This window comes from Siphonobacter aquaeclarae, assembly GCF_900103285.1.
GTDB classification, from domain to species: domain Bacteria; phylum Bacteroidota; class Bacteroidia; order Cytophagales; family Spirosomataceae; genus Siphonobacter; species Siphonobacter aquaeclarae.
Genome location: NZ_FNGS01000010.1, coordinates 147,129 through 170,543, shown reverse-complemented (window position 1 = coordinate 170,543; position 23,415 = coordinate 147,129). Strand labels below are relative to the sequence as shown.

Annotated in this window: 24 protein-coding genes and 1 tRNA gene; 21 read left to right on the top strand and 4 right to left on the bottom strand. The window is 54.1% G+C overall.

The window, feature by feature from the left end:
- Position 1: 1 nt before the first annotated feature.
- The 13 genes from tilS (at position 2) to BLR09_RS22545 (ending at position 11,108) form a co-directional block, all read left to right on the top strand.
- On the top strand, positions 2-1,330 hold the full coding sequence (gene tilS, locus BLR09_RS22605) for a tRNA lysidine(34) synthetase TilS (RefSeq protein ID WP_093208082.1): 1,329 nt from the start codon (positions 2-4) through the stop codon (positions 1,328-1,330).
- 47 nt (positions 1,331-1,377) lie between these two features.
- Positions 1,378-2,541, top strand: coding sequence for an aldose epimerase family protein (locus BLR09_RS22600; protein ID WP_093208196.1), 1,164 nt, complete (start codon positions 1,378-1,380; stop codon positions 2,539-2,541).
- Between the two features lie 53 nt (positions 2,542-2,594).
- Positions 2,595-3,530 (top strand): D-2-hydroxyacid dehydrogenase, encoded by a 936-nt coding sequence (locus BLR09_RS22595; RefSeq protein WP_093208081.1) that lies wholly within the window; start codon positions 2,595-2,597, stop codon positions 3,528-3,530.
- Between the two features lie 109 nt (positions 3,531-3,639).
- Complete coding sequence (locus BLR09_RS22590; protein ID WP_093208079.1) at positions 3,640-4,539, top strand: outer membrane protein assembly factor BamD; 900 nt, start codon at positions 3,640-3,642, stop codon at positions 4,537-4,539.
- Between the two features lie 32 nt (positions 4,540-4,571).
- Positions 4,572-4,892, top strand: coding sequence for a DNA-directed RNA polymerase subunit omega (locus tag BLR09_RS22585; protein ID WP_093208077.1), 321 nt, complete (start codon positions 4,572-4,574; stop codon positions 4,890-4,892).
- Between the two features lie 100 nt (positions 4,893-4,992).
- Positions 4,993-6,201, top strand: coding sequence for a bifunctional phosphopantothenoylcysteine decarboxylase/phosphopantothenate--cysteine ligase CoaBC (coaBC, locus tag BLR09_RS22580; RefSeq protein ID WP_093208075.1), 1,209 nt, complete (start codon positions 4,993-4,995; stop codon positions 6,199-6,201).
- Positions 6,198-7,109 carry a type IX secretion system protein PorD gene (gene porD / locus BLR09_RS22575; RefSeq protein WP_093208074.1) on the top strand — a complete coding sequence of 304 codons (912 nt, stop codon included), beginning with the start codon at positions 6,198-6,200 and terminating at the stop codon, positions 7,107-7,109. The genes coaBC and porD overlap by 4 nt, the downstream gene beginning before the upstream one ends.
- Before the next feature lie 7 nt (positions 7,110-7,116).
- A complete protein-coding gene (locus tag BLR09_RS22570; protein WP_093208072.1) occupies positions 7,117-7,554 on the top strand; it encodes a GNAT family N-acetyltransferase in 438 nt (145 codons plus the stop codon).
- Positions 7,547-7,768, top strand: coding sequence for a hypothetical protein (locus BLR09_RS22565; protein ID WP_093208071.1), 222 nt, complete (start codon positions 7,547-7,549; stop codon positions 7,766-7,768). The genes BLR09_RS22570 and BLR09_RS22565 overlap by 8 nt, the downstream gene beginning before the upstream one ends.
- Positions 7,769-7,820: 52 nt before the next feature.
- Positions 7,821-9,509, top strand: coding sequence for a DNA repair protein RecN (gene recN, locus BLR09_RS22560; RefSeq protein WP_093208069.1), 1,689 nt, complete (start codon positions 7,821-7,823; stop codon positions 9,507-9,509).
- A gap of 17 nt (positions 9,510-9,526) precedes the next feature.
- Positions 9,527-9,925 carry a hypothetical protein gene (locus BLR09_RS22555; protein ID WP_093208067.1) on the top strand — a complete coding sequence of 133 codons (399 nt, stop codon included), beginning with the start codon at positions 9,527-9,529 and terminating at the stop codon, positions 9,923-9,925.
- A gap of 32 nt (positions 9,926-9,957) precedes the next feature.
- The gene (locus BLR09_RS22550; RefSeq protein WP_093208066.1) at positions 9,958-10,596 is read left to right on the top strand and encodes an SCO family protein; all 639 of its coding nucleotides are present in this window, start codon (positions 9,958-9,960) and stop codon (positions 10,594-10,596) included.
- A gap of 119 nt (positions 10,597-10,715) precedes the next feature.
- Positions 10,716-11,108, top strand: coding sequence for a RidA family protein (locus BLR09_RS22545; RefSeq protein ID WP_093208065.1), 393 nt, complete (start codon positions 10,716-10,718; stop codon positions 11,106-11,108).
- Between the two features lie 161 nt (positions 11,109-11,269).
- Here the strand turns inward: BLR09_RS22545 and BLR09_RS22540 are convergent, their stop codons facing one another.
- Positions 11,270-12,763 carry a DUF4301 family protein gene (locus tag BLR09_RS22540; RefSeq protein WP_093208063.1) on the bottom strand — a complete coding sequence of 498 codons (1,494 nt, stop codon included), beginning with the start codon at positions 12,761-12,763 and terminating at the stop codon, positions 11,270-11,272.
- A 143-nt stretch (positions 12,764-12,906) separates the two neighbouring features.
- Here BLR09_RS22540 and BLR09_RS22535 point away from each other — a divergent pair, with 143 nt between their 5' ends.
- From BLR09_RS22535 to BLR09_RS22515, 5 genes are all read left to right on the top strand, one after another.
- Positions 12,907-13,794 carry a PE-PGRS family protein gene (locus BLR09_RS22535; protein ID WP_143011191.1) on the top strand — a complete coding sequence of 296 codons (888 nt, stop codon included), beginning with the start codon at positions 12,907-12,909 and terminating at the stop codon, positions 13,792-13,794.
- Positions 13,794-14,228 (top strand): nucleoside deaminase, encoded by a 435-nt coding sequence (locus BLR09_RS22530; protein WP_093208060.1) that lies wholly within the window; start codon positions 13,794-13,796, stop codon positions 14,226-14,228. The genes BLR09_RS22535 and BLR09_RS22530 overlap by 1 nt, the downstream gene beginning before the upstream one ends.
- 106 nt (positions 14,229-14,334) lie before the next feature.
- Entirely contained in the window at positions 14,335-14,943 is a 609-nt protein-coding gene (locus BLR09_RS22525) for a superoxide dismutase (RefSeq protein WP_093208059.1), read from the top strand.
- Between the two features lie 107 nt (positions 14,944-15,050).
- Positions 15,051-15,126, top strand: a tRNA-His gene (locus BLR09_RS22520).
- 52 nt (positions 15,127-15,178) lie between these two features.
- Complete coding sequence (locus tag BLR09_RS22515; RefSeq protein WP_093208057.1) at positions 15,179-15,856, top strand: carotenoid biosynthesis protein; 678 nt, start codon at positions 15,179-15,181, stop codon at positions 15,854-15,856.
- Positions 15,857-15,924: 68 nt separating this feature from the next.
- On the opposite strand, the gene BLR09_RS22510 is transcribed toward BLR09_RS22515, so the two are convergent.
- Entirely contained in the window at positions 15,925-18,936 is a 3,012-nt protein-coding gene (locus tag BLR09_RS22510; protein WP_093208056.1) for a TonB-dependent receptor, read from the bottom strand.
- A gap of 167 nt (positions 18,937-19,103) precedes the next feature.
- Here BLR09_RS22510 and BLR09_RS22505 point away from each other — a divergent pair, with 167 nt between their 5' ends.
- Both BLR09_RS22505 and BLR09_RS22500 read left to right on the top strand, forming a co-directional pair.
- Positions 19,104-20,144 (top strand): DUF3089 domain-containing protein, encoded by a 1,041-nt coding sequence (locus BLR09_RS22505; protein WP_093208054.1) that lies wholly within the window; start codon positions 19,104-19,106, stop codon positions 20,142-20,144.
- Positions 20,145-20,205: 61 nt separating this feature from the next.
- On the top strand, positions 20,206-21,270 hold the full coding sequence (locus tag BLR09_RS22500) for a mannose-1-phosphate guanylyltransferase (protein ID WP_394331416.1): 1,065 nt from the start codon (positions 20,206-20,208) through the stop codon (positions 21,268-21,270).
- A 99-nt stretch (positions 21,271-21,369) separates the two neighbouring features.
- Here BLR09_RS22500 and thiL read toward each other — a convergent pair whose 3' ends face one another.
- Together thiL and BLR09_RS22490 are read right to left on the bottom strand one after the other, a co-directional pair.
- Positions 21,370-22,407, bottom strand: coding sequence for a thiamine-phosphate kinase (gene thiL / locus BLR09_RS22495; RefSeq protein ID WP_093208194.1), 1,038 nt, complete (start codon positions 22,405-22,407; stop codon positions 21,370-21,372).
- A gap of 93 nt (positions 22,408-22,500) precedes the next feature.
- Positions 22,501-22,953, bottom strand: a complete 453-nt coding sequence (locus tag BLR09_RS22490; RefSeq protein WP_245689998.1) for a hypothetical protein — start codon at positions 22,951-22,953, stop codon at positions 22,501-22,503.
- A gap of 107 nt (positions 22,954-23,060) precedes the next feature.
- On the opposite strand from BLR09_RS22490, the gene BLR09_RS22485 reads away from it, so the two are divergent.
- Complete coding sequence (locus tag BLR09_RS22485) at positions 23,061-23,294, top strand: cytochrome b5 domain-containing protein (RefSeq protein ID WP_093208051.1); 234 nt, start codon at positions 23,061-23,063, stop codon at positions 23,292-23,294.
- Positions 23,295-23,415: the final 121 nt, after the last annotated feature.

Here is a 23,415-nt window from a genome sequence, read left to right as displayed (position 1 = left end):
TGTGCTACCTGAATTTTTAGCATTCATTAACCAACGGACGTCTATCCGGCCCGGCCAGCGCCTGCTGCTGGCCGTCAGCGGCGGGATAGATTCGGTCGTGCTGACGGAGCTTATCCGGCAGTCAGGCTTTCCGTTCGGCCTCGCACATGTTAATTTCTCACTCCGGGGTGCGGAATCCGACCGGGATGCTGCTTTTGTTCGTGCACTGGCCGGAAACCTCGGTGTTCCATTCCACTATACGCAAGTCGATACCCATTCCGTTGCAGCCGAAAACGGCTGGTCTACCCAACTTGCTGCGCGAAACCTGCGATACGATTGGTTTGCCGAAATCCGGGAACAAAAAGGCTATGACTGGATTGTTACCGCGCACCATCTTACTGACTCCCTTGAGACGGTTTTGCTGAACCTGGTTCGGGGAACCGGCCTGGCCGGACTACACGGTATTCCGGTACAGAATGGCCGGGTTTGCCGCCCGCTTCTTTGTTTTTCGCGGGAGGAACTGCTTGATTTTGCCCGAAACAATGAGCTTGAATGGGTGGAAGATTCCAGTAATGCGACTACCGACTATTCGCGCAACCGCATCCGGCACGACGTCCTTCCGGTACTCAGGGAGCTGAATCCGGGCCTGGAAAAGACCTTTCGCGGGTCGCTCGACCGGCTAAGCGCCGCCGACCGGTGGTTTCAGGCGTTGCTGATACCTCTGCACCGGCAGGTAGCTGAAAGTGGCCGCATCGATGCGGCCTGGCTTGCAGCACAACCGGAACCCCTCCTGCTGTTCTCCGAATTGCTCCGCCCGTATGGCTTCAGCTACCGGCAGGCCGTCAATATTTACGAGAATCCGGCGCAGCAAACGGGCCGCTACTATTTTTCCGGCACACACCGGCTGTTGTGGGATCGGGGCGTGTGGATGCTCGACAGGGCAGACAATGTGTATCCTTCTTTCCACATTGAGGAAAATATGCCCCTTATTTCGGCGCCTGGTTTTACGCTGACGTTCGAAAAGCTATCCCATACGTCGTTTTTGCCGGGCAATGACCCATCCGTCGCCTGGCTCGATGCCGAATGCCTTCCATTTCCGCTCGTTTTACGGCCCTGGCAGGCAGGCGATCGCTTTTGCCCGCTGGGTCTCGGCGGAAAGGCTCAAAAAGTCAGCGATTACCTCGTGGATCAGAAAATTCCCCGAAATGAGAAAAACGGTGTCTATGTTTTGGAATCGAACCACGAAATTGCCTGGATTGTAGGAAGACGGGCAGACGAACGATTCAAAATCACAGAAAACACAAAGGGTATAATACGGGTCACTTGTCAGAAGGAATCGTCCTTGTCATAACGGGCCCGACATTGCCTTTCTTTTTTGTACCACTAAACCGAATGATCATGCCTCTCAGCTTTCTCCGGTACGGGGCGGTGGCCGCTGCACTCTGCACAGGTCTCGCTGTCGTTTCCTGCCAGTCGCCCGGCAAAACCTCTGAAACAACCATGACCATTACCCATTCGCCTTTCGGCACCGTCGACGGCCAGCCAGTCGACCTTTACACCCTGAGCAACAGCTCCGGGATGACCGTCAAAATCACCAACTACGGCGGCATTATCACCCACCTGAACGTTCCCGACAAAGATGGAAAGTCAGGAGATGTGGTACTCGGTTTCGATTCCCTCTCGGGCTATCTCCAGCCGAAAGTTCCCTACTTCGGAGCGCTGGTCGGCCGCTATGGCAACCGCATCGCGAAAGGTACTTTTACGCTTGACGGCAAGCAGTATCATCTGCCGATCAATAACGGCCCCAATGCGCTTCATGGCGGACTGAAGGGTTTCGATAAGAAAGTCTGGAAAGCGGAAGAAGTGAAAACGGACTCGACCGTTGCCCTTAAACTGCACTTCACCAGTCCGGACGGAGACGAAGGATATCCCGGTACCCTGAACGTCACGGTCACTTATACCCTTTCAGCTGACAACGCTCTTCGTCTTGATTACGAGGCGACAACCGACAAGCCTACGGTTGTCAACCTTACCAACCATACGTATTTCAACCTGGCAGGCGGTGAGCGCGACGTCCTCGATCACGTCGTGCAATTGAAGGCAGGCCGGATTTTGCCGATAGACGCAACGCTCATTCCTACCGGTAAATACCTCGACGTAAAAGGCGGCGCCTTCGATTTCCTCGAACCCAAAGCCATCGGCACAGCCATTAACGATACGACCGACGAGCAGATCCGCAGCGGCGGCGGCTACGATCACTGCTTTGTATTTGACGATGCCGGCAACCAGCTCAAGGCTGTCGCGAAGGTAACCGAACCGACCACCGGCCGTGTCCTCGAAATGGAGACCACCGAACCGGCGACGCAGTTCTACACCGGTAACTTCCTCGACGGCAACCTGACCGGAAAAACCGGCAAGCCCTATGCGAAGCGCTTCGGCTTCTGCCTTGAAACCGAGCATTATCCGGACTCACCAAACCAGCCGTCGTTCCCGACGACGGAGCTTCGCCCCGGACAGACGTACAAAAGCTCGACTGTCTACCGTTTCTCTGTTACGAAATAGCACCCGGAACATCCGCCCGAACCGGCGGATGTTTCTTTTTCCTCCTGACGACTATGCGACTTTATGTTCAGGCTTCTCTCGGTGAAAAAGAAAAAGCCCACCTCCGCCAGCTTCTTCCCGCTGATATTGAACCGGTATTTGAATCGGAACTTCCGGCAGAAGAGCGGGAAGCGCAGGTAACGGGCGCCGATCTCGTTTTCGGCAACCCGCCTGCCGAATGGCTGGAAAAGGCGCCGAACCTCCGCTGGGTGCAGCTGCATTCCGTCGGGTTTGACAAGTACCAGCACCTCTCTATCCCGGCGCCGATTTCCAATATGAAGGGTTTTTATGCGCAGCCCTGTGCTGAAACAGCCATTGCCGGGATACTCGCGTTGTACCGGAAAATGGACTGGTTCGGCATTCTCCGGACGCGTCAGGAATGGGTCGGGCAGCCCCTCCGTTCGGAATTGGGTTTGCTGCTGGGAAAAAATGTACTGATTCTTGGGACAGGTTCTATCGCCCAGGCCTGCCGGAAGATACTGACCGGTTTTGACTGTGAGATTTCCTTTTTCGGACGGACGAGCCCGGAGGCCCGGTTCCGCAGCCGGGAAGAACTCATCGCCGCCGTTTCTGAATTTGATGTGATTATCAACTGCCTGCCCGGAACCGACCAGACCCGTCACTTCGTTTCCCGGGAGCTGCTGGCTTCGCTGAAGCCGACCGCGATTTTTGCCAACGTCGGGCGGGGCTCTACGGTAGACGAAGCCGCGCTTGTTGAGGCGCTCCGGAACGGTACACTGGCCGGCGCCGCGCTCGATGTCACCGAGCATGAACCGATTCCGGCCGGGCACCCGCTGTGGGACTGCCCTAATGTCATTCTGTCTCAGCATACGGGCGGCGGTTTTTCGGATGAGTTCATGGGGTTGACGGACGCCTTTCTCCGGAATCTGAAGAAATTCCGGGCGACCGGCACGCCGGATCACATCATTGAACCGAAAAAAGGGTATTGATTCAGCTGCCGGTTCAATACAGACTCCGGTTTGTTCGTTATCCTGTCCGAATAAAATCCTTTTTCACAACGTGTTAACTCTGACAGGAAAGACGTATCTTTGCGGCCTTATGCAGACACTCCGGTATTTCGTTCTATTTCTGGGTATTACGGCGATCCTGACTTCGTGCGGAAAGTTTGAGAAACTCCGTAAAAAGGGGACTGACGAGGAGAAGTACCAGGCTGCCCTGGCCTATTACAAAAAAGGTTCCTGGGATAAAGCCGTGCTCCTTTTCGAAGAGCTGAAACCGATCCTGAAGGGCTCTGATCAGCAGGAAATGGCGAACTTTTATGAAGCTTACTGCAATTACAACCTGCAGCAGTACGAAGTCGCCTCCTTCCAGTTCAAGCGATTCTACGAAACCTTCGGACGTAGTGATTATGCCGAAGAGGCGCTGTATATGAGTGCGTATGCCTCTCACCGGGCGTCGATGCCGTTCTACCTCGATCAGGCGAGTACCCTGACGTCGATGGACGCGCTTCAGAGCTTTATCAACAGCTATCCGCAGAGCAAGTTTGTCGAAGAAGCTTCCAAGATCATCAAAGAATCCCGCCGGAAGCTGGAGCGCAAGGCTTACGAACGGGCGAAGTTGTATTACAAAACGAGTCCGACCAATCTTCAGAACTTCCGCGCTGCCGTTTATGCAGTTAATAACTTTCAGCGCGAATTCCCGGATTCAGATTACAACGAAGAACTGGCTTTCCTTCGGGTACAGGCTCAGTTCGACTTTGCTGAAAACAGTTTGTATACCAAGCAGAAAGAGCGGTACGCAGATGCCCTCAAATACTACCAGGAATTTGTCGACGGTTTTCCGAAAAGCAAATACCTGAAAAAAGCAGAGCGTTTCTACGAGGAATCGGTCAGCAAGACGGCCAAACTGGAAGAGGCGGAGCGCCTGGCCAAAGCCGCGGCTGAGAAGGAAAAAGAGTCGCAGCCCAACGCAGCGGGTCGTCTCGGAGGAGCCAACTGATATTCATTTCGAACACTATAAATCGCAAACATATGCCTGCCAATCCTTCCATTGTCACCCGTGACACGGACAAGCTGGCTGCCAAAACCGGCGGTAATATTTACGAAGCGGTAGCCGTCATGGCCGCCCGCGCCAAGCAACTTTCCGTGAAGCAGAAAGAAGAGCTGAACCAGAAGTTGTCCGAATTTGCCTCTACGGTTGATAACCTCGAAGAAATCTTCGAAAACCGGGAGCAAATCGAAATTTCCAAGCACTACGAGCGCCAGCCGAAGCCTTCGACTCTCTCGATTGAAGAGTACATCGAAGACAAGGTACAGTGGCGTTACCGGAGCGAACTGCCGGGCGAAGAATAGTCCGCATAGCTCTCCAACCAGACCGCTGCTCCTTTGGGGCAGCGGTTTTTTGTTTTCTATCTCCCCGTATCTGCTTTCTTTGCGGGGGAATTTTTGCATCATGCTACAGGGAAAACGAATCATCGTTGGCGTCACCGGCAGCATTGCCGCCTACAAAACAGCTTTGCTGATCCGGCTGCTTGTAAAAGCCGGTGCGGAGGTACAGGTGGTCATGACCGCCGCCGCCCGGGAATTTATCACGCCGCTGACGCTCGGAACCTTATCGAAACGACCGGTAGCCGGCGAGTTTGTATCAGACGCAGCCTCCGGAACATGGACGAACCATGTCGATACAGCGCTCTGGGCCGATATTATCGTGATCGCCCCCGCCACGGCACATACCCTGGCCAAAGCGGCCAACGGGATTTGCGACGACTTCCTGACAGCCGTGTATCTTTCAGCCCGCTGCCCGGTATTCTGGGCGCCGGCGATGGACCTGGATATGTACAAGCACGGCAGCACGCGGGAAAATATCCGCAAGCTGGAAAGCTATGGCAACCGGTTTATTCAGCCCGGTTTTGGAGAACTGGCGTCGGGGCTCGTGGGAGAAGGCCGCATGGCAGAACCCGAAGAGCTGGTAGCCCAGATCGGGGCGTATTTCAGCCAGTCGTCGGACTGGGCCGGAAAAAAAGTCCTGCTTACGGCCGGACCGACGCAGGAGGCCATCGATCCTGTCCGTTTTATTTCCAATCATTCAACGGGGAAAATGGGCTATGCGCTTGCGGCTGAGCTGGCCCGCGCAGGCGCCGTGGTTACCCTGGTGAGTGGCCCGACGGCCCTGTCCGTACCGCATCCGTCTGTCCGGCGGCTGGATGTCCGCTCTGCGAAGGAGATGTTTGAGGCCTGTGACCGTCTTTTCGATGAACAGGAGGTTGTTATCCTCGCCGCCGCCGTTGCCGACTATACTCCGCTGGTGGTCGCAACGCAGAAAATCAAGAAGAAGGAAGACGTCTTCAATATTGAATTGACCAAAACCGTTGATATTGCAGCGACTCTCGGACAGCGGAAGAAGCCTGGCCAGTGGCTGGTCGGCTTCGCCCTTGAAACCAACGACGAACTCGACAACGCCATCCAGAAGCGGCTCCGGAAAAACCTCGACCTGATCGTCCTCAATTCACTCAACGATGCCGGGGCCGGCTTCGGATACGATACGAACAAGATCACGATCATTGGCCCGGATGGTCACGCCGATTTTCCTTTAAAATCCAAAAAAGAAGCAGCCGCCGATATCCTTCAGGCCATCAGCCGGCTCGCTTTTCCACCCAAATGAAACGATTCTTCTTCCTTCTGATCCTGACGCTGATACCCGGTGCGGCGGCGCTGGCGCAGGAACTGAACTGCACGATCAGCCTGCGCACCGATCAGATCAAGGTTAACCAGCAAAGCAACAACGCCCAGCAGATCTATTCGGAACTGCAACGGGCAATGGCCGATTTTGTCAACGGCCGGCGGTGGACCAACGACCAGTTCCGGCAGGAGGAAAAAATCCGTCTGGATATCTCCATTAACCTTCAGAAAGCTACAGCCGACGGCAATTACGACGGGCAGGCCATGATTCAGATCAACCGGCCTGTCTTCGGTACGAACTATGAAACGGTATTGCTGAAGTTTGTCGACCGCTCGTTTTCCTTCCAGTATCAGCCCAATAACCCGTTGAATTTCAACGAAAACACGTTTACGAATAACCTGACGTCGCTCCTCGCCTACTACAGCTATCTGGCGCTGGCGCTCGACTATGATTCCTTCGGTCGCCGGGGAGGCGACGTCTGGATTCAGCGGGCGTATAACGTAGCCAATCTGGCGTCCTCCGGCGGATCGGCAGGCTGGGATTCGCGTGCGGATCAGCGCAGCCGGTACTGGCTCATCGATGATCTTCAGAACCAGCAGATGGTTCCGTTCCGCGAAGGGCTGTATACCTATCACCGCCTCGCGCTGGATACCATGCTGGATCAGCCGGATCAGTCCCGGAAGCAGATACTGGCCGTCCTGAACGACCTGCGCGGTGTCAACCAGCAGAAGCCTGCTACATTATTGCTCAATAGTTTTTTCGATGCCAAGTCGGAAGAGCTATACCAGATTTTCTCCAAAGGCATGCCGGCCGACAAGAGCCAGGCATACCAGCTTCTTTCCCAGCTCGACCCGACCAAGGCCGACCTGTACCGGAGGCTTGTCCGCTAGCAATGCTATGATTTCGCTCCGCCCGGCCACTGCTACTGATTTGGAATGGGCCTATCAGGTCAAGAAGCAGGCACTCGGCGAGTATGTCGTGATGACGTGGGGAGCGTGGTACGAAAAAATCCAGCATACCTTTTTTACGGAAACATTCCGGGAGCTCGACAGCCAGGTGATCTGCTGGGCCAACGAGCCAGCAGGCCTCCTTCGCGTAGAGCGCAAAAAGGATGAAATCTTTTTGTCAGAACTGTACCTGCTGCCGCTTTTCCAGAACCTCGGCATTGGCTCGCAACTGCTGGAATCGTTGAAAACTGAAGCACATAGCCGTGGTATTCCTCTGAAACTGACCGTGTTGCAGGTCAACGAGCCGGCGCGGCGCTTCTACGAACGGCACGGACTGGTCTGTTCGGCCGAAATTGAAAACCATTTCGTGATGACATACCATGGGTAAACGACTCATCCGGATCGACCCGGCAACGGGCGACCTCCAAAGCCTTACCGGAATGCCGGTCAGTATTGTACTGGCATCCGGCGCGACGTACCAGGGGACCTTTGTCTCGGCCGACCGGCAGGAGCTTATTCTCGAGGACGGTCTTCACCGGAAGCGCCGCCACCCACTCGCTCTGATCGGGGAAATTATCTGTGACAAAGGCAGTTCCTTTTGACCGAAAGGGAGTCATACCTTTGTACCTTTGAACGCCTTGTATTCTTCTGCCGATGCTGTCGACACTGCTTGTCCAGAACTACGCACTGATCGAGTCTCTTGAACTCTCGCCCAGCCGTGGCCTGAATATCATTACCGGTGAAACCGGAGCCGGAAAGTCCATCCTTCTCGGAGCCATCGGGCTGTTGCGCGGCAACCGGGCCGATACCAAAGTGCTCTGGGATCCGGAGAAGAAATGCATCATCGAAGGCCATTTCGATATTTCAGGCTACTACATCCAGGCGCTTTTCGGGGAAGAAGAAATCGATTACGATACGACGTGCATTATCCGCCGGGAAATCAGTCCTTCGGGTAAGACGCGGGCATTTATCAACGATACGCCCGTTAACCTCGATACCCTGCGGAAAATCGGCTCGGAACTGATGGACGTGCATTCCCAGCACGACTCCATCCTGCTCGGGTCACAGGAATACCAGCTTCAGCTCGTCGATACCTATGCCCAGAACAACGCGCTGCTGGAGAACTACAAGGACCATTTCCGGGATTTTCGTAAAAAGCAGGAAGCCTACGACCGTCTTCAGACCGAAGCACGGGAAATCCGGAAAGAATTTGACTATCATTCGTTCCTGCTCGATGAGCTGGACAAAGCCCGTTTTCAGCCCGACGAACAGCAGGAGCTCGAGCGGGACCTATCTACGCTTGAAAACGCCGAGGAAATCAAGCAGCGGATCAACGCCGCCGTTGGCTATCTCAACGATCCCGAGCAGAGTATTCTCAACTGGCTCCAAAGCGTCAACAGTAATCTCAACAGTATCAGCCAGTTTGGCGATGCCTTTGCAGCACTGCGCGACCGTGTGCAGAGTTGCCTGATCGAGCTGAAAGACATCACCGCTGAACTGGAGTCGGAAAACGACCGGGTAGAGCTCGACGACGAAAAAATCGCCCGTATTCAGGAGCGGCTCAGTCTGCTGTACCACCTGGAGAAAAAACACAATGTGGCTTCTGTACCGGAACTGCTGGCCATACAGGCTGATCTGGAACTGAAAGTAGCGAAGGTACTTAACATCGACGATGACCTCGCGCAGGCGGAAAAGGACGCGAAACAGGCCTGGGAGACGCTTCAGCAGTCAGGTATCAAACTTTCTGAATCCCGTAAAGTGGTACTGGGCGAGATTCAGGACCTGGTGACCGGCCTGTTGTCTGACCTGGGCATCCCAAACGGGCGCCTCGTGGTGGACTATCATACCGGAAAACCGACCTTGCAGGGTGTTGATACCGTCAATTTTCTCTTTTCCGCCAACAAGGGCATCCAGCCCCGCCAATTGCGGGAAGTGGCCTCCGGCGGGGAATTCAGCCGCCTCATGCTGGCGGTGAAGTACATTCTTGCCAACAAACGCTCGCTTCCGACGATTGTATTCGACGAAATTGATACGGGTATTTCGGGGGAAATCGCCATCAAGGTCGGCAACATGATGCGCGATATGGCCCGTGGTCACCAGCTGATAGCCATTACTCACCTGCACCAGATTGCAGCCAAGGGCGATGCCCATTACTTCGTCTACAAGGATCACTCCGCGGACCGGACCGTTTCCCGGATACGTCAGCTCTCGACCGAAGAGCGCGTCCTGGAAATCGCGCAGATGATCGGCGGCGCCAAGCCGGCCCCGTCGATTATTGACAACGCCCGGGAAATGTTGTCTCACCATCTGACCCAACAAACCAATTACAAGCTCGACCTGTAGGTCACACCGTAAACGTCATGAAGAAATACGTACTCGCGCTGCTTGCCGCCGGCGCATTCACTGCCTGCCAAAACCCCAAATCAGCCGAACTCGAAACGCTCCAGAAGGAAGTAGAGGGCATGCACGATAAGATTATGGCTCCGTACATGCAGATTGAAGATCTCCGGGAAGAAATCCGGCAGCAGGTTGCCAAAGACTCTACCCGGAAAGCCAGCGGTGATAGCCTCATTACGGCGCTTACGTTGGCAGAAAAGGGCATGGATGATTGGATGTCCAACTACAACGGAGATACGCTTCTTGCTATTTCTCCCGAAGAAGGCCACAAATACCTTCTTCAGGAAAAAGACAAAGTCAATCACGTGGAAGCCCTGACCAACGAAAGTGTCGCCGCAGCCAAACGCTTCCTGAAAAAATAACGACGGACCTTTCCGCCGCAAATTCCGCACGCATGAAATGGTTTTCCTTTGCCGCTCTTCTGCTCCTTCTCGCTGCCTGCCAGCAGGAACAGGGCCGGCTGCCGATCCTCGGCCCACGGGGCGGCATCAAGACCCGGGTCATTGACGGAAAAATGGTCACCGACAGTGTGTACCACGAAATTCCGGATTTCGCCTTTGTTGACCAGGACGGCGATACCGTCCGCTCAGCCGACTTCCGCGGCAAGATTTATGTAGCCGATTTCTTTTTCACGACCTGCCCGACCATCTGTCCCAAGATGACCGGTGAAATGAAGAAACTGTACGAAAAATTCAAGGGTAACCCGGACGTACTGTTTCTTTCCCATTCCATCGACCCGAAGCGCGACAGCGTCGGCCGCCTCAACGAATATGCGACGGATCTCGGCGTAGCCGGTCAGAAGCAGTGGCGGTTTATTACGGGCGACCGCAAGGCCATCTTCGATATCGGACAGAATGCCTACTTCGTGACCGCGAAAGAAGATTCTGCCGAACCGGGAGGCATCCTTCACAGCGGCGCTTTCGTCCTGATCGACCCCGAAATGCATATCCGCGGTATCTACGACGGTACCAAAGACGAAGTAGTGGCTGAAGTATCTGAAGCCATCGCTTTGTTGCGGAAAGAAAAGAAGTAACAGGCGAGGCTATAAGCTCTATGCCGTAAGCTATAAGCAAGGCTTCCCGCATAAAGCATATAGCCTATAGCTTACTGCCTGCAGCCATACATTTCCATTCATTTTACCTCTTATCTCTCATGTCCTCTCGTCAAAATATTCTCACGGGTTCTCCCTGGGAAGACAAAGTCGGCTACTGCCGCGCCGTCCGCATCGGCAACCTGATCGAAGTTGCCGGTACCGTCGCTATCGTTGATGGCGAAACCGTCAAGGCGGACGATGCTTATGCACAAACCAAAAACATCATCGAACGTATCGGAAAGGTACTGGAAGATGCCGGCGCCAGCCTCAGCGACGTGGTCCGTACCCGTATGTTCACGACTGATATCAACCGTTTCGACGAAATCGGCCGAGCGCATGGCGAGTTTTTCAAAGACATCAAGCCGGTAACGGCGATTTACGAAATCAGCCGCCTGGTATCCCCGGATTACCTGATTGAAATCGAGTTTACGGCGGTAGTTGGAGAGTTATAAGCTTTAGGCTGTAAGCGATAAGCGGGGCCCGCTTATTGATTAGCTGAAAAAAGGAACCGCTCCGGATGGGAGCGGTTCCTTTTTGGCTATAGGCTTTAAGCTATAGGCAATAGGCGAGGCTGCCTACCGGGCTTACAGCCTAAAGCTTATTGCCTATAGCGCTATTGATGCTCATCCCGCAACAAGTCATTGACCGTCTTCACCGGGTTGAACGTAATCAGCGGTACTTCCACAAGGAGTGTATTCCAGTCAGACATCGAGCCGTTCCAGAGGCCGGGAAGCTCCTGGGCTTTGAGGTCTTTTCCGTCTTTTGATTTCTGGGTGATAAAGCCCGTCTGCGGATCGCGGAATTTCAGAAGGTCGAATGACTTACCGTTGCGGTCGGTCCACGAGCATACAAGATCAACCGGGTTGAAGTGCGTCGCCTTGAGGAACTTGTCCTTCTGCACTTCATCATCCATATCTACCTGAGCTGATTCGACTACCTGCAATTGGCTGGTACCATCGGGGCTTTGTGCCCAGAACGGGCCGCCGCCAGGCTCGCCGACGTTTTTCACCATTCCGCAAACACGGATGGGGCGATCCAGTTTGCTCCGGTAATACGCCACGACTTCTTCTACCGATTTTTCGTAAAAACCATCAACAGGCTCTACGCAAAGCACGCGGCGGAGGAATTCGTCGATTTCGGCCATGAGAACCGGGCTGGTCTCACCGGCGTCGAGGCGGGCCAGGTAAGCAAAAATCCGCTCGCGGGTTTGCAGCAGCGTTCCGGCGATGGCACGTTTGAAAATTGTAGTGGTATTCTTGAGCCGGTCTGGTACAACATTGTCGATATTCTTGATGAAGACCAGATCGGCAGCCACTTCGTTGAGGTTAGCCAGCAGGGCGCCGTGACCGGCGGGGCGGAAGAGCAGGTCTCCGTTTTTCTCCCGGAAGGGGTTGTTTTCCAGGTCCACCGCAATGGTATCGGTCGACGCTTTCTGTTCCGAAAAATCAATTCCGAAGCCCAGGTTGTGCCGTTCGGCATATTCCGGCGCTTTTTCTGAAATCAATTCTGCAAATTTGGCCTTGTGTTCAGGAGAAACCGTGAAGTGAAGGCTCACCTCCCCCTTCGAACGGGCATAGGTAGCGCCTTCGACGAGATGCTCTTCCACCGGCGTCCGGGACTCTTCCGGGTAACGGTGAAACTTGAGCAGCCCTTTGGGGAGCGCGCCGTAGCCGAGACCTTTGTCGGTCAGAAAATACTCGGCGATGATCCCGCGATCAGCTGAGGCGATGTCATGGCCATCCCGGGAAAGTACGTTTTTGAGGTCGTCGTAAAAGGCAAATTCGGTCAGACGCTCAAAAAACTGTTCGACCGACTTATCCGACTTACCTGATTCCAGAAACGAAAACAAGGACTTAAACATCCGGGTGGCGGCGCCCGATGCAGGAACAAATTTGACAATCCTGAGTGTTGGCACATGCGTTTCATACACATCGAGGGCTTCCTCGATCTGTTGATCCGTCAGCTGCAGGATTCCGTCTCCCGGGGTGGCGGCCCGCGTAAGATTCATCCAGGGGAAACCGTCAACAAAGTATTGAATCTGATCGTTAACCGTCTGAATGTCAATACCCTTTGACGCAATTTGTTCAAGGTCTTTTGGTGAAAACATACTACTGAAAATGTTGAGGCTGAGAAAAAATTGATGGAATGGATTAAGTGGAACAGAAGATCACGGGAGATAAATATTCGAAGCAGGGTATAAGAAAGACTTCCAAAAGATGGTTAAAGTTTTTGAAAAACAAACAGGTTTCGATGACTTCTTATCGATTGTATAGCGGAATCCTCCTGCTGCTCTCACTGACGGCCTGTGACCAGTTATTTCCGGTCACGTCGACGCTCGCGTCGTTCAGTTCCGGCGTCAGTCGCGGCGAGCTTGATAATCCGGATATTACCGAGGCGTCGGGATTGGCTTCAAGCCGGTTCGACCCCAATTTTATCTGGACCCATAACGATTCGGGCGATCAGAACCGGATTTTTTTGCTGGACGCGACAAACGCGAAATGGAAAGCGACGGTCATGCTGAACGGCGCCACCAATGTCGACTGGGAAGACATGGCTGCCTCCGTCCGCAACGGGGTGCCCACGTTGTATGTCGGCGATATCGGCGACAACAACAACCAGATCGAAACGCACGCGATCTACCGGCTGCCCGAGCCCAATCCGGCAACGCTGTCGGGAACAACCTCCGTCGGCAACGTCGAGCGCATTACTTTTCGCTACCCGGACGGCAAATGGGACGCGGAAGCGCTCATGGTCGACCATCAGACGCAGGACCTCTACATCGTCTCCAAAGTCGGTTCCGGTACGCACCTGTACAAATTACCGTACCCGCAGTCAACGACGGAAGTCAATACTGCCGAATCCGTGGCCGAATTACCGCAGACTACGGTTACCGCGGCTGATATTTCGCCCGACGGGCAGGAAATCCTCCTCAAAAATTACCTCACGGTCTATTACTGGAAGCGGAAAAGCGGCGAAACCGTTGCCGCCGCGATGGTACGCTCCCCGAAAGTCCAGTCGTACTTCCCCGAACCTCAGGGAGAGGCTATTGCTTTTTCGACCGATAATAAAGGCTATTTCACCCTTAGCGAAGACCGGAACGGCATCCGTTCGCACCTCTATTTCTATACCCGCAAGTAATGTTTTCTGACGAGTACTTCATGGCGGCGGCGCTCCGCCTGGCCGACGAGGCTGCCGAAGCCGGAGAGATTCCCGTCGGCGCGATCGTCGTCTGCCGCCAGACCATTATCGGAAAGGGAAAAAACCAGACGGAAACCCTGCGGGACGTCACCGCCCATGCCGAAATTCTGGCGATTACCGCCGCCAGCCAGCACCTGGGCTCCAAATTCCTCCGGGATTGTACGCTGTACGTCACCCTGGAGCCCTGCGTCATGTGCGCCGGCGCGCTCTACTGGGCGCAATTGGGCCGGCTGGTCTATGCGGCGGCTGATGAAAAACGCGGCTATTCCAAAGCCGGTCCCCTTCTCCATCCCAAAACCAAAGTAACTGCCGGCGTACTCGAAGACGAAGCAGGAGATCAGCTGCTTCGTTTTTTCCGGAGACTTCGGGAATAGGCGGAAAATTTGGCAGCCGGAAGGAACTCTTTTTATCTTGGAACGCCTTTTTGATTGAAAGCGAGACGCTATTCATCTATCCTTCTAATTCCTAAATTTCAAAGCTATGGCTTTTGAACTTGCACCACTGCCCTACGCGGCCGACGCCCTCGAGCCTCATTTCGACGCACAAACGATGACGATCCACCACGACCGTCACCACCAGACGTATGTCACCAACCTGAACAATGCCGTTGCCGGTACTGAGCTCGAAGGAAAATCACTGGAAGACCTGCTGAAGAACGTCAGCCAGCTGTCTCCCGCCGTTCGCAACAACGGTGGCGGTCACTGGAACCACACCTTCTTCTGGAACATACTCTCTCCGAGCGGCGGCGGAAGCCCCAAAGGAGACCTGGCGGCAGCCATCGATGCCAAATTCGGCTCGTTTGACGCCCTCAAGGAAGAATTCAAAAAGGCCGCCCTGGCCCGCTTCGGCTCCGGATGGGCATGGCTCATCGTCGGCGAAGACGGACAACTGGCCGTTACTTCCACTCCCAACCAGGACAACCCGCTGATGGACATAGCCGAAAAGAAAGGCAAAGTCATCCTCGGACTCGACGTTTGGGAACATGCCTACTACCTCAAGTTCCAAAACAAGCGTCCCGATTACGTAGATGCGTTCTGGAATGTCGTTAGCTGGGATGTCGCTGAAACCAACTATCAATCAGCGAAATAACCCGCTCCGGAAAAACCCGTCACCAAGCATTTAAAACTTTTTTATGCTTCCTGACGGGTTTTTCTTGCTTTTAAGGGGTTCCATGTTCTATCTTTGGGCCTCCAAACGGAGGATGTAGCTCAGCTGGTTAGAGCACCAGATTGTGGTTCTGGGGGTCGCGGGTTCGAACCCCGTCTTTCTCCCTCCGAAAACCTGACAGGTAACACTCGTCAGGTTTTTTTATGCCCTGTTGACGATGTCTTCCATCTTTCGGGAAAAGCTTCCGGCCTTCCGGCGCGGACAAGCCACCGCTGTCCGGCTGATGCTTCGGCTGATGTACCTGACGGGCTTTGTCGGCCTTCAGGCAGAAGAACCGCTTTTTCGCCTCCTGGTACCGTTTCACCTGGCGTTGACGACGGTCCTGCTACTGCTTTTCCAGGAGCAGCCGACGTATCGGTTCTGGCTGTTTTGCGGTTTTGTCTCCCTGACGGGATATGCCGTGGAAGTACTCGGCGTGCGGACGGGCGTCATCTTCGGCTCGTATGCCTACGGAGATACCCTCGGCTGGAAACTCTTCGGCGTACCGCTGACCATCGGGCTGAACTGGCTGGTACTGACGCTCAGCGTCAACTGTTTCGTCCCTTCCCTGTTGAAAAAGAGGGTACCCCGGTGGATACGGGTTAGCCTGGCGGCATTGCTGATGACCTCGCTCGATGTAATTCTTGAGCCGGTTGCAGTTCGTTTCGGCTTCTGGTATTGGCAGGATAACGCCATTCCGTCCCGGAATTTCCTTTCCTGGTATGCGCTGGCCTGGCTCTTCAGTTACCTGTATCAAACCCTTTCTTTCCCGAAAAAGAATCCGCTCGGCGCGGATATCTTCCTCCTGCAGGTTCTGTTTTTTCTGGCCCACCGGCTAGCCATGTTTCTTTCCTGAAAGCAAAAAAGGGTGCCCTTTGCGGACACCCTTGATCGGATAAGGGGTTTAAGTTGAACGATCTTGGGTCAGTTGAGCAACTGATCGAAATTCAGGCTGACATAATACATCGCCCCGATCTGCGGGTTCCCCCAGGCCGTGGTATAGGCCTTGTTGAGGATATTGCTCCCGCCCACTTTGACGATCGATTTGATCGACCGCGCTTTCACACTCACCTGGGCATCCAGTGTTCCGAATGAGGGAATCAGGATCTGTTGGTTATTGATCGACGTACGCGCCTGCGGCGGCATGATCAGGTCGTTCCAGTAGAAAGAATCCTGGTACCGGTACGTCACGTTAAAGCCCCACATCGAACTACCGGAGATCCGCTTGGCAATCGACGCGTTGTAGCGGTTTTTCGGCGTATTAAAGCCCACCTGGAAGCCATCGTCCAGTACATTCCGGTTCTTGTCGCTGTTGAACATCGTCACACCACCCGCCTTGAGCGTATTGTTCGACATGTTTCCGCTGATGGAGTAGCCCTTCGGCAGCAGGTATTCCAGGCCAATACCGAACCCTTCGTAGTTGATATCCTTGTCGTAGTTCGACGGCATGGATACAGCCCGGGTTCCGGTAGTCGGGTTCGTAGGACTGATGAAAACCATTCCGCCGATGTAGTTGCGCATTTTGCTGTTGTAGTACGAAACATCGAGCATCAGCTTTTCAGCGATAAGCCCCTTATACCCTACTTCAAAGGTTAGTACCCGCTCCGGCTTGAATTCGGTCAGCTGGACAGCCGCCCACTTCGTCGGATCGGACGGGTTGGCCAGGAACGATTCATAAGAATACAGGGGATATTGACCCAGGTTGAACTTATCCCGTACCGCCTGCAGGCCGCCGATGAGGATGGATACCGGCGTTGCCAGCGCGATATACTGGTTTTGGGTCGACGGAATCCGGAAACCGGTTTGATAGCTGGCGCGGATGTTGTGGCTCTTCGCGACCGTCAGTACGCCGGAAATCCGCGGGCTCCACTGGCCCTTGAAGTTTTCGTTCTTGTCATAACGGACCGATCCCGTCAGCTTCAGGACGTCCATGATATTCTTCGTCGCCTGCACATAACCGCCATACTCCTTGATGTTGTATTCGCCGCCTCCGCTTTTCTGGAGAAAGAGGGTACCGCCAGAGTTAAGGTCATACATCCGGTAGTTCGCGCCGACGAGTACTTCCAGTATTTTCGGAGAAAGCAACTGGTTGAAATTGTACATCCCCTCGAAGTGATACAGGTTGGTTTTGTCGAGGAACTTCGCTCCGTTCGGAATAGCCGTATCCTTGATTTTCGCCGCCGCCGCTTCAAATTCAGGCGTGCCGGGCATCAGCATACCTTTATCGGCAGTCGTACGAGCCAAGCCATTCAGCGTACCCGACGCCTGACTGAGGGCATTCATGGCAGTAGTATAGGCGGCCGTCGGAGACTGCCCGGCGGCAAGCGCTCCCTGCAGCGCCGTTGAGAACACCTGCAGCGCGCCTCCTCCATAAGTAAAGGCATACTGCGGATACCACGAGCCGGCCAGGTTGGCCGTGTTCAGACTCGGCTTCCAGGCTTCGTTGACGAGGCTGGCCAGAATACCCGCCGCATAGGCATCTCCGGAGCGTTCCTGGGTAGTATATCCGCGGAGAAAGAAGTTGCTGCCCTTCAATTCCAGCTTATACTGGCCGAGGGAGAAATCCTTGATGTAATACCGGTCAGAAGAGGTATAAACCGTAGTACCCATCCCCCAGTTGGCTTGCAGAATAGCTTCAACCTTGTCGTTGAAACGGTAATGCAGGGCGCCGCTCAGCTTCAGGCTTTTGGTATCGTAGCTGACGAGGTCCCGTTCAGCATAGCCCGTCCGGGATACCAGCTGATTCGGAAGCAGAATGGTATTGATAATATTCGTCGCCGGCTGACCCGTCGCGGCCGACAGCTGCTTCACGCCATTCACAATCTTCACCAGATCCGGGGAAATAGCGCCGAGCTGAGCGTCAGACATCTGCATAAACTGCCCGAACGTACTCCGGAAGTTGGCCAGGCTTACGTTCGACGAGTTCTCATCTCCGTATACGTTAACCCCGTTGTAGTTCGGGTTATTGGCAAACGTCCGATCGAAACCCGGATAGCGCGCGTTGTCAGGCGTAAGACCAAAGCTCTGATCGCGGGTATCCGTAGCCTGCCAGTCTTTCGCCGTCAGAAAACTCGCGTTCAGTTTGAAGGCCAGCTTGTTGTTGAACGCTTTCGCGTAGCGGACCGAAAAATCATAGAACGGGGTGGTCTGCGTCGAGCGGTTGCTGGCGTTCATGACGCCACCCTTCACGTAGGCACTCAGGCCCTGATACAGAAACGGGCTCTTGCTGTTCATCAGCAGCAAACCGTTCAGCGCGTTCGGGCCGTAGAGGGCAGAAGCTGCGCCTGGGAGCAGTTCAACACTTTCCAGATCCAGTTCGGATATCCCGACGATGTTACCTACCGGAAAGCTCAATCCCGGCGCCTGGTTGTCCATCCCGTCGACCATCTGCACCACGCGGGTATTTCCGTTTCCGGCAAAACCGCGGGTATTAACTGAATTGAAGGTCAGTGATTGCGTGCTGACATCTACTCCCTTCAGGTTTCGAAGGGCGTCATAGAAGCTGGCGGCCGGTGTGGACTGGATCGCCCGGAGGTCCATTTTTTCGATGGATACGGGTGATTTAAGGACATTTTCTTCGACCCGGGAAGCCGATACGACGACTTCCTCACCCAATACAGCCTGCTCTTTGAGTTCGATGGACAAATCCGTCCGGCTGCCGCTGATTTCAACAATCTGCGTCGCATAGCCGACACTGGAAATACGAAGCCGGAAAGGCGTAACAGCCGACGTGGAAAGCGTAAAAGCTCCCTTGCTGTCCGTAATAGTACCCGCCACCGTGCCGACGACCGAGAGGCTGACGCCCGCCAATCCTTCTTTCGAAGCCGCGTCCGTCACCTTCCCGGATAACTGCGTCTGGGCCAGCGCATATGTGCCGAAGAAGAGAAGCAGGAAGACGGTTTGCATCGCCCTGCCGCAAGTAGAAATACGTCTCATGGTGTTTTAATAGGTTTTTAGCTTTGTGGTTGATGCCTTGGTGCAAACTAGTATGATTGCATAACAATATCACAATTTTTTATAAGATGAATGCAAGTCAGTGGTTAATTATTTCGAAGTAGGGATTCCCGCAACGGGAGCGCCGGGATTATGGGTATTTTCGTTGAATGAAGCGCCTTGTTTCTTTCCTGCTGCTCCTGACCCTATTTACGGGCTGCCACCGCCGGTATTTCATCACGACCGAATACGACGACCGGGTACTGCCCGCGCCTCCCGACTATAGTAAGCCGGCCAACTGGTCGGCGTTGCCGTGGAAAAAAGATCCGGCCGACTGGCTACCGGTCGGAGCAGGTTACCGGGACCGGCAGGACAGCGCCCGGATCGATGTTTTTTTCATCCACCCGACACTCTATTCCGCCAAACCGGAAGGTGAGGCCGGTTGGAACGCCTCGCTGACCGACGGGCGGCTGAACCACCGGGTAGACAGTAATTCGGTCGGAAACCAGGCTTCCGTCTTCAACGGCGCCGGCAAGATTTATGCGCCGCGGTACCGGCAGGCGCATTACTCGGTGTTTCTCACCGCCGACTCGGTCGCAGCGCGCAAAGCCCTCGACCTGGCCTATGCCGATGTCCGGAAAGCTTTTGCCTGGTACCTCGCGCACTGGAACAGCGGACGGCCTTTTGTCATTGCTTCGCATAGTCAGGGAACCATTCACGCCATCCGCCTCTTGCAGGAAGAAGTAGATGGAAAACCCCTGCAGAAACAGCTCGTGGCCGCATACCTGATCGGACGCCCGGTGACACGGACCACGTTCCGGCATATTCCCCCGATCGAACAACCCGGCCAACCGGGAACCTTTGCTTCCTGGTGTACCTTTTCGAAGGAATACCACCCGCAGGCAGGCTTTTTCCGGGAAGGGCCGGAGGTTATTTCAACGAATCCGCTGCTTTGGAACTCCTCGGAGACCTATGCACCCCGGTCGCTGCACAAAGGAGGCGTGGGCAGGCACCTGAAATACTATCCGGCAGTGACCGACGCCGAAAACCACCAAGGTATTCTCTGGATCAGTAAACCGCATATTCCCGGGGCTTTTCTGCTCCGTTTAAAAAACTGGCACGTCGCCGACATCAATATGTTCTATGGAAATCTAAGGGAAAATGTAGCTTTGCAGGTGGAAAACTATTTCAGTCTGTCATCCGCCAGGTAGCGAAGCAAATATTCTCCCTCTGCCTTTCAGAAAAGGAATATTTTACTTTTTGTCGATGAACATCCAACACACTTATGTAGTCATTATGGCAGGAGGCGTCGGAACCCGGTTCTGGCCTTTCAGCCGTCAATCCTACCCGAAACAGTTTCATGACGTTCTCGGAACGGGACGCACCATGCTCCAGATGACCTATGACCGCCTTGCGGGTATTTGTCTTCCGGAAAACGTCTATGTAGTCACCAGCCTTGAATACAGGGACCTGACACGGCAGCAATTGCCGGAGCTTTCCGATCACCAGATTCTGCTCGAACCTTCCCGGCGCAATACAGCCCCGTGCATTGCCTACGCCAGCTATAAGATCGCTTCGAAAGACCCGGAAGCGAATATTATCGTGACGCCGGCAGACCACCTTATTCTCAAGGAACAGGTATTCCTCGACCGGTTGAAAGTAGCGCTTGAAGCGACTGAAAAGAGCGATATCCTCGTCACACTTGGCATTACGCCAACCCGGCCGGATACCGGCTACGGGTACATTCAGTTCGACTATTCATCGACCTCCGACGTGAAACGGGTGAAAACCTTCACCGAAAAACCGCACCTGGAACTGGCTCAGGCTTTCCTCGAAAGCGGCGACTACGTCTGGAACGCTGGTATTTTCGTGTGGAATGCCCGGGCAATCCGCCAGGCATTTGAACTGCACCTTCCTGAAATGGACGAGGCTTTCCGGGATCTGACTTTTTACTCCAACGACGAAAGTCCCTCTCTCCTGCGCGCCTATCCGCAGTGCCGGAGTATTTCGATCGATAACGGTATCATGGAAAAAGCCCAGAACGTCTACGTTGTTCTGAGTGATATCGGCTGGTCAGACCTGGGTACCTGGAAGTCTTTGTATGAGGTTTCCAGTCAGGATGAAAACGGCAACGTCATCGACGGGCATACCATGCTGCAGGATACCCGCGGGTGTATCATCAAAACACCAAAAGAGCGGCTGGTTGTCATCAAGGGACTGGAAAACTACATCGTCGCCGAGTTTGACAATGTACTGCTTGTCTGCCCGAAAGACCAGGAACAGAAAGTGAAGGAGTTCGTGAGCGACGCCGGAAAGCGGGGAAGTGAATTTGTCTGATTCTGTGAAGTCTGTGTAGTCTGTGTGAAAATAAAACGGGCTCACAGACTACACAGACTTCACAGAAAGTATAAAATATGGCCGCTGTTGCGGCTTTTTTTATTCCGTATCAGTCCGTTCCCATCCCTGAGCCGCCAGCGGAATCGCTTCATTTTGTTTCGTAATGAAGAGCGCTTCTTCCGGATCCGGCGAAACAAATCCGATGAAACTGATATCCGTCGTATGATCGAGGATCTTCTGGTAGTCTTCCTGCTTGATTGTAAACAGCAATTCGTAATCCTCACCGCCGTTCAGCGCCGCTGTAAAAGGTCCGAGTTTCAGTTCGGTGGCAGTCAGGTAGCTTTTCTGGTGGATAGGAATCTGCTCTTCGAAAACCCGTACACCCAGCCCTGATGCCTTTGCCAACTGCCGGAGATCGGAAGCCAGGCCATCCGAAATGTCGATCATGGATGTTGGAACAATACCAAGATCCCGCAGCTGCCGGATGATATCGACCCGTGCTTCCGGCTTCAGCTGGCGCTCGAGTACATATTCGTGGCCAGCGAGAACAGGCTGATTTTCAGGATCATCGAGGAATACCCTTTTTTCCCGCTCCAGTACCTGCAGGCCAAGGTAAGCGCCGCCGAGATCGCCGGAAACGCAGATAATATCGTGCGCCGAGGCACCTTTCCGGTATACGATTTTGCTCTTTTCAACCCCTCCTATTGCTGTCACCGACAGTACCAGGCCGGCGCGGCTGCTGGTAGTATCCCCGCCGACAAGCTCCACTTCGTACTCCTTGCAGGCGGCGTAAATACCAGCATACAAGGTATCAATGGCTTCTATTGAAAACCGGTTACTCACGGCAATACCGACGGTCAGTTGCCGCGGCGTACCATTCATCGCAAGAATATCGGAGATTCCGGCGACGACCGCCTTGTAACCAAGGTGCTTCAGCGGAACATAACTCAGGTCAAAATGTACGCCTTCAGCGAGGAGCTCGGTCGAGACGAGGAGGTATTCTTTCCCACCGTCGATCACGGCTGCGTCGTCTCCGATGCCCTGCACGGTCAGCGGATGGGTAAACGATTGCTGGGAAGCAATCCGTTCGATAAGTCCGAATTCTCCCAGCGTATTGAGTTCTGTACGATCTTCCATTTCCTGAAAACCCGGCGTGCTGCCGGTTAGTTTCGGCCACAAAAAAAGCCTCTGCAAAGGTAGAGGCTTAATTCGTTGAATCCCAATGACCGGTCAGGGACTGACGAGCTGGTAATCGTTCGTTGTATTGCCGGTTTTCGGGTCGGGTGTTACCTTGGTCAGGTTCAGCTGCGTTTCGGTCGGTGTCGACGTAATGTTGTATTCGATGGTTCCGGTCGTACCACTCGGCACCGGCGTCAGGTTACTGAGCGTCAGTTTGTTATCATTCGTCAGCGTCCAGTTTCCGACAAACTGTGTACCGTCTACCGTGGTCAGACGTACCGTTTGCTGGGCCGAATTGCTGAGATCCAGAATGAATTTCGAATAGTAGGATTTTATGTTGCTGGAACTACCCTTGGTGTAAACGGTGGTTCCGTTTTCTTTCGCAATGTTGACGCTCCAGACCTTCCGGATGATCTCAGAGACCGGCTTCGTTTTGGACTTACCGCAGCCCGAGACCAGCACCAGCAGGACCAGAAAGCCATGATACAGGAAACGTTTCTTCATATGGGTTCACTTTTTTGCACTAAAATAGCAGAAATAACAAATGCTGCGTCAACCGAAAAGGAAAACGAAAAAATTCCGGCTTCATTGGCAAAAGGGCCGACCGATACATGGATAAATTTTTCACCAGAGCCCAACTGGCTCTGCGCAACGGACAGGACCGGGACGAAATCTGGGTCGCCTACAAAGGCATTATTTACGATGTTACCGCCTCCCGCCTCTGGCGCAATGGCAAACACTACGAGCACTGGGCCGGTCAGGATCTGACCGACGAACTCGCCGACGCCCCGCATACCGAAGGTGTTTTTGAGCGCTTCAAACCCGTCGGAAAACTCGCCCCCTGATCTTTCCGAAATTTTTGTCTGTGAAGTCTGTGTCGTCTGTGTGAAAAGTCAGCTCACAGACGACACAGACTTCACAGACAAAAACACTCCTCCGCAAACCAATACGAAATGGGGCAGCCTC

What these genes read in the sequence shown, in the direction of transcription:
- BLR09_RS22525 (WP_093208059.1), top strand. Translation starts at nt 14,335, where the DNA reads ATGGCTTTTGAACTTGCACCACTGCCCTACGCGGCCGACGCCCTCGAG.
- thiL (WP_093208194.1), bottom strand. Translation starts at nt 22,407, where the DNA reads ATGGAAGATCGTACAGAACTCAATACGCTGGGAGAATTCGGACTTATC.
- BLR09_RS22565 (WP_093208071.1), top strand. Translation starts at nt 7,547, where the DNA reads ATGGGTAAACGACTCATCCGGATCGACCCGGCAACGGGCGACCTCCAA.
- BLR09_RS22600 (WP_093208196.1), top strand. Translation starts at nt 1,378, where the DNA reads ATGCCTCTCAGCTTTCTCCGGTACGGGGCGGTGGCCGCTGCACTCTGC.
- BLR09_RS22505 (WP_093208054.1), top strand. Translation starts at nt 19,104, where the DNA reads ATGAAGCGCCTTGTTTCTTTCCTGCTGCTCCTGACCCTATTTACGGGC.
- BLR09_RS22550 (WP_093208066.1), top strand. Translation starts at nt 9,958, where the DNA reads ATGAAATGGTTTTCCTTTGCCGCTCTTCTGCTCCTTCTCGCTGCCTGC.
- BLR09_RS22490 (WP_245689998.1), bottom strand. Translation starts at nt 22,953, where the DNA reads ATGAAGAAACGTTTCCTGTATCATGGCTTTCTGGTCCTGCTGGTGCTG.
- BLR09_RS22535 (WP_143011191.1), top strand. Translation starts at nt 12,907, where the DNA reads ATGACTTCTTATCGATTGTATAGCGGAATCCTCCTGCTGCTCTCACTG.
- porD (WP_093208074.1), top strand. Translation starts at nt 6,198, where the DNA reads ATGAAACGATTCTTCTTCCTTCTGATCCTGACGCTGATACCCGGTGCG.
- coaBC (WP_093208075.1), top strand. Translation starts at nt 4,993, where the DNA reads ATGCTACAGGGAAAACGAATCATCGTTGGCGTCACCGGCAGCATTGCC.
- BLR09_RS22590 (WP_093208079.1), top strand. Translation starts at nt 3,640, where the DNA reads ATGCAGACACTCCGGTATTTCGTTCTATTTCTGGGTATTACGGCGATC.
- BLR09_RS22540 (WP_093208063.1), bottom strand. Translation starts at nt 12,763, where the DNA reads ATGTTTTCACCAAAAGACCTTGAACAAATTGCGTCAAAGGGTATTGAC.
- BLR09_RS22585 (WP_093208077.1), top strand. Translation starts at nt 4,572, where the DNA reads ATGCCTGCCAATCCTTCCATTGTCACCCGTGACACGGACAAGCTGGCT.
- BLR09_RS22555 (WP_093208067.1), top strand. Translation starts at nt 9,527, where the DNA reads ATGAAGAAATACGTACTCGCGCTGCTTGCCGCCGGCGCATTCACTGCC.
- BLR09_RS22570 (WP_093208072.1), top strand. Translation starts at nt 7,117, where the DNA reads ATGATTTCGCTCCGCCCGGCCACTGCTACTGATTTGGAATGGGCCTAT.
- BLR09_RS22595 (WP_093208081.1), top strand. Translation starts at nt 2,595, where the DNA reads ATGCGACTTTATGTTCAGGCTTCTCTCGGTGAAAAAGAAAAAGCCCAC.
- recN (WP_093208069.1), top strand. Translation starts at nt 7,821, where the DNA reads ATGCTGTCGACACTGCTTGTCCAGAACTACGCACTGATCGAGTCTCTT.
- BLR09_RS22545 (WP_093208065.1), top strand. Translation starts at nt 10,716, where the DNA reads ATGTCCTCTCGTCAAAATATTCTCACGGGTTCTCCCTGGGAAGACAAA.
- BLR09_RS22530 (WP_093208060.1), top strand. Translation starts at nt 13,794, where the DNA reads ATGTTTTCTGACGAGTACTTCATGGCGGCGGCGCTCCGCCTGGCCGAC.
- BLR09_RS22515 (WP_093208057.1), top strand. Translation starts at nt 15,179, where the DNA reads ATGTCTTCCATCTTTCGGGAAAAGCTTCCGGCCTTCCGGCGCGGACAA.
- BLR09_RS22485 (WP_093208051.1), top strand. Translation starts at nt 23,061, where the DNA reads ATGGATAAATTTTTCACCAGAGCCCAACTGGCTCTGCGCAACGGACAG.
- BLR09_RS22510 (WP_093208056.1), bottom strand. Translation starts at nt 18,936, where the DNA reads ATGAGACGTATTTCTACTTGCGGCAGGGCGATGCAAACCGTCTTCCTG.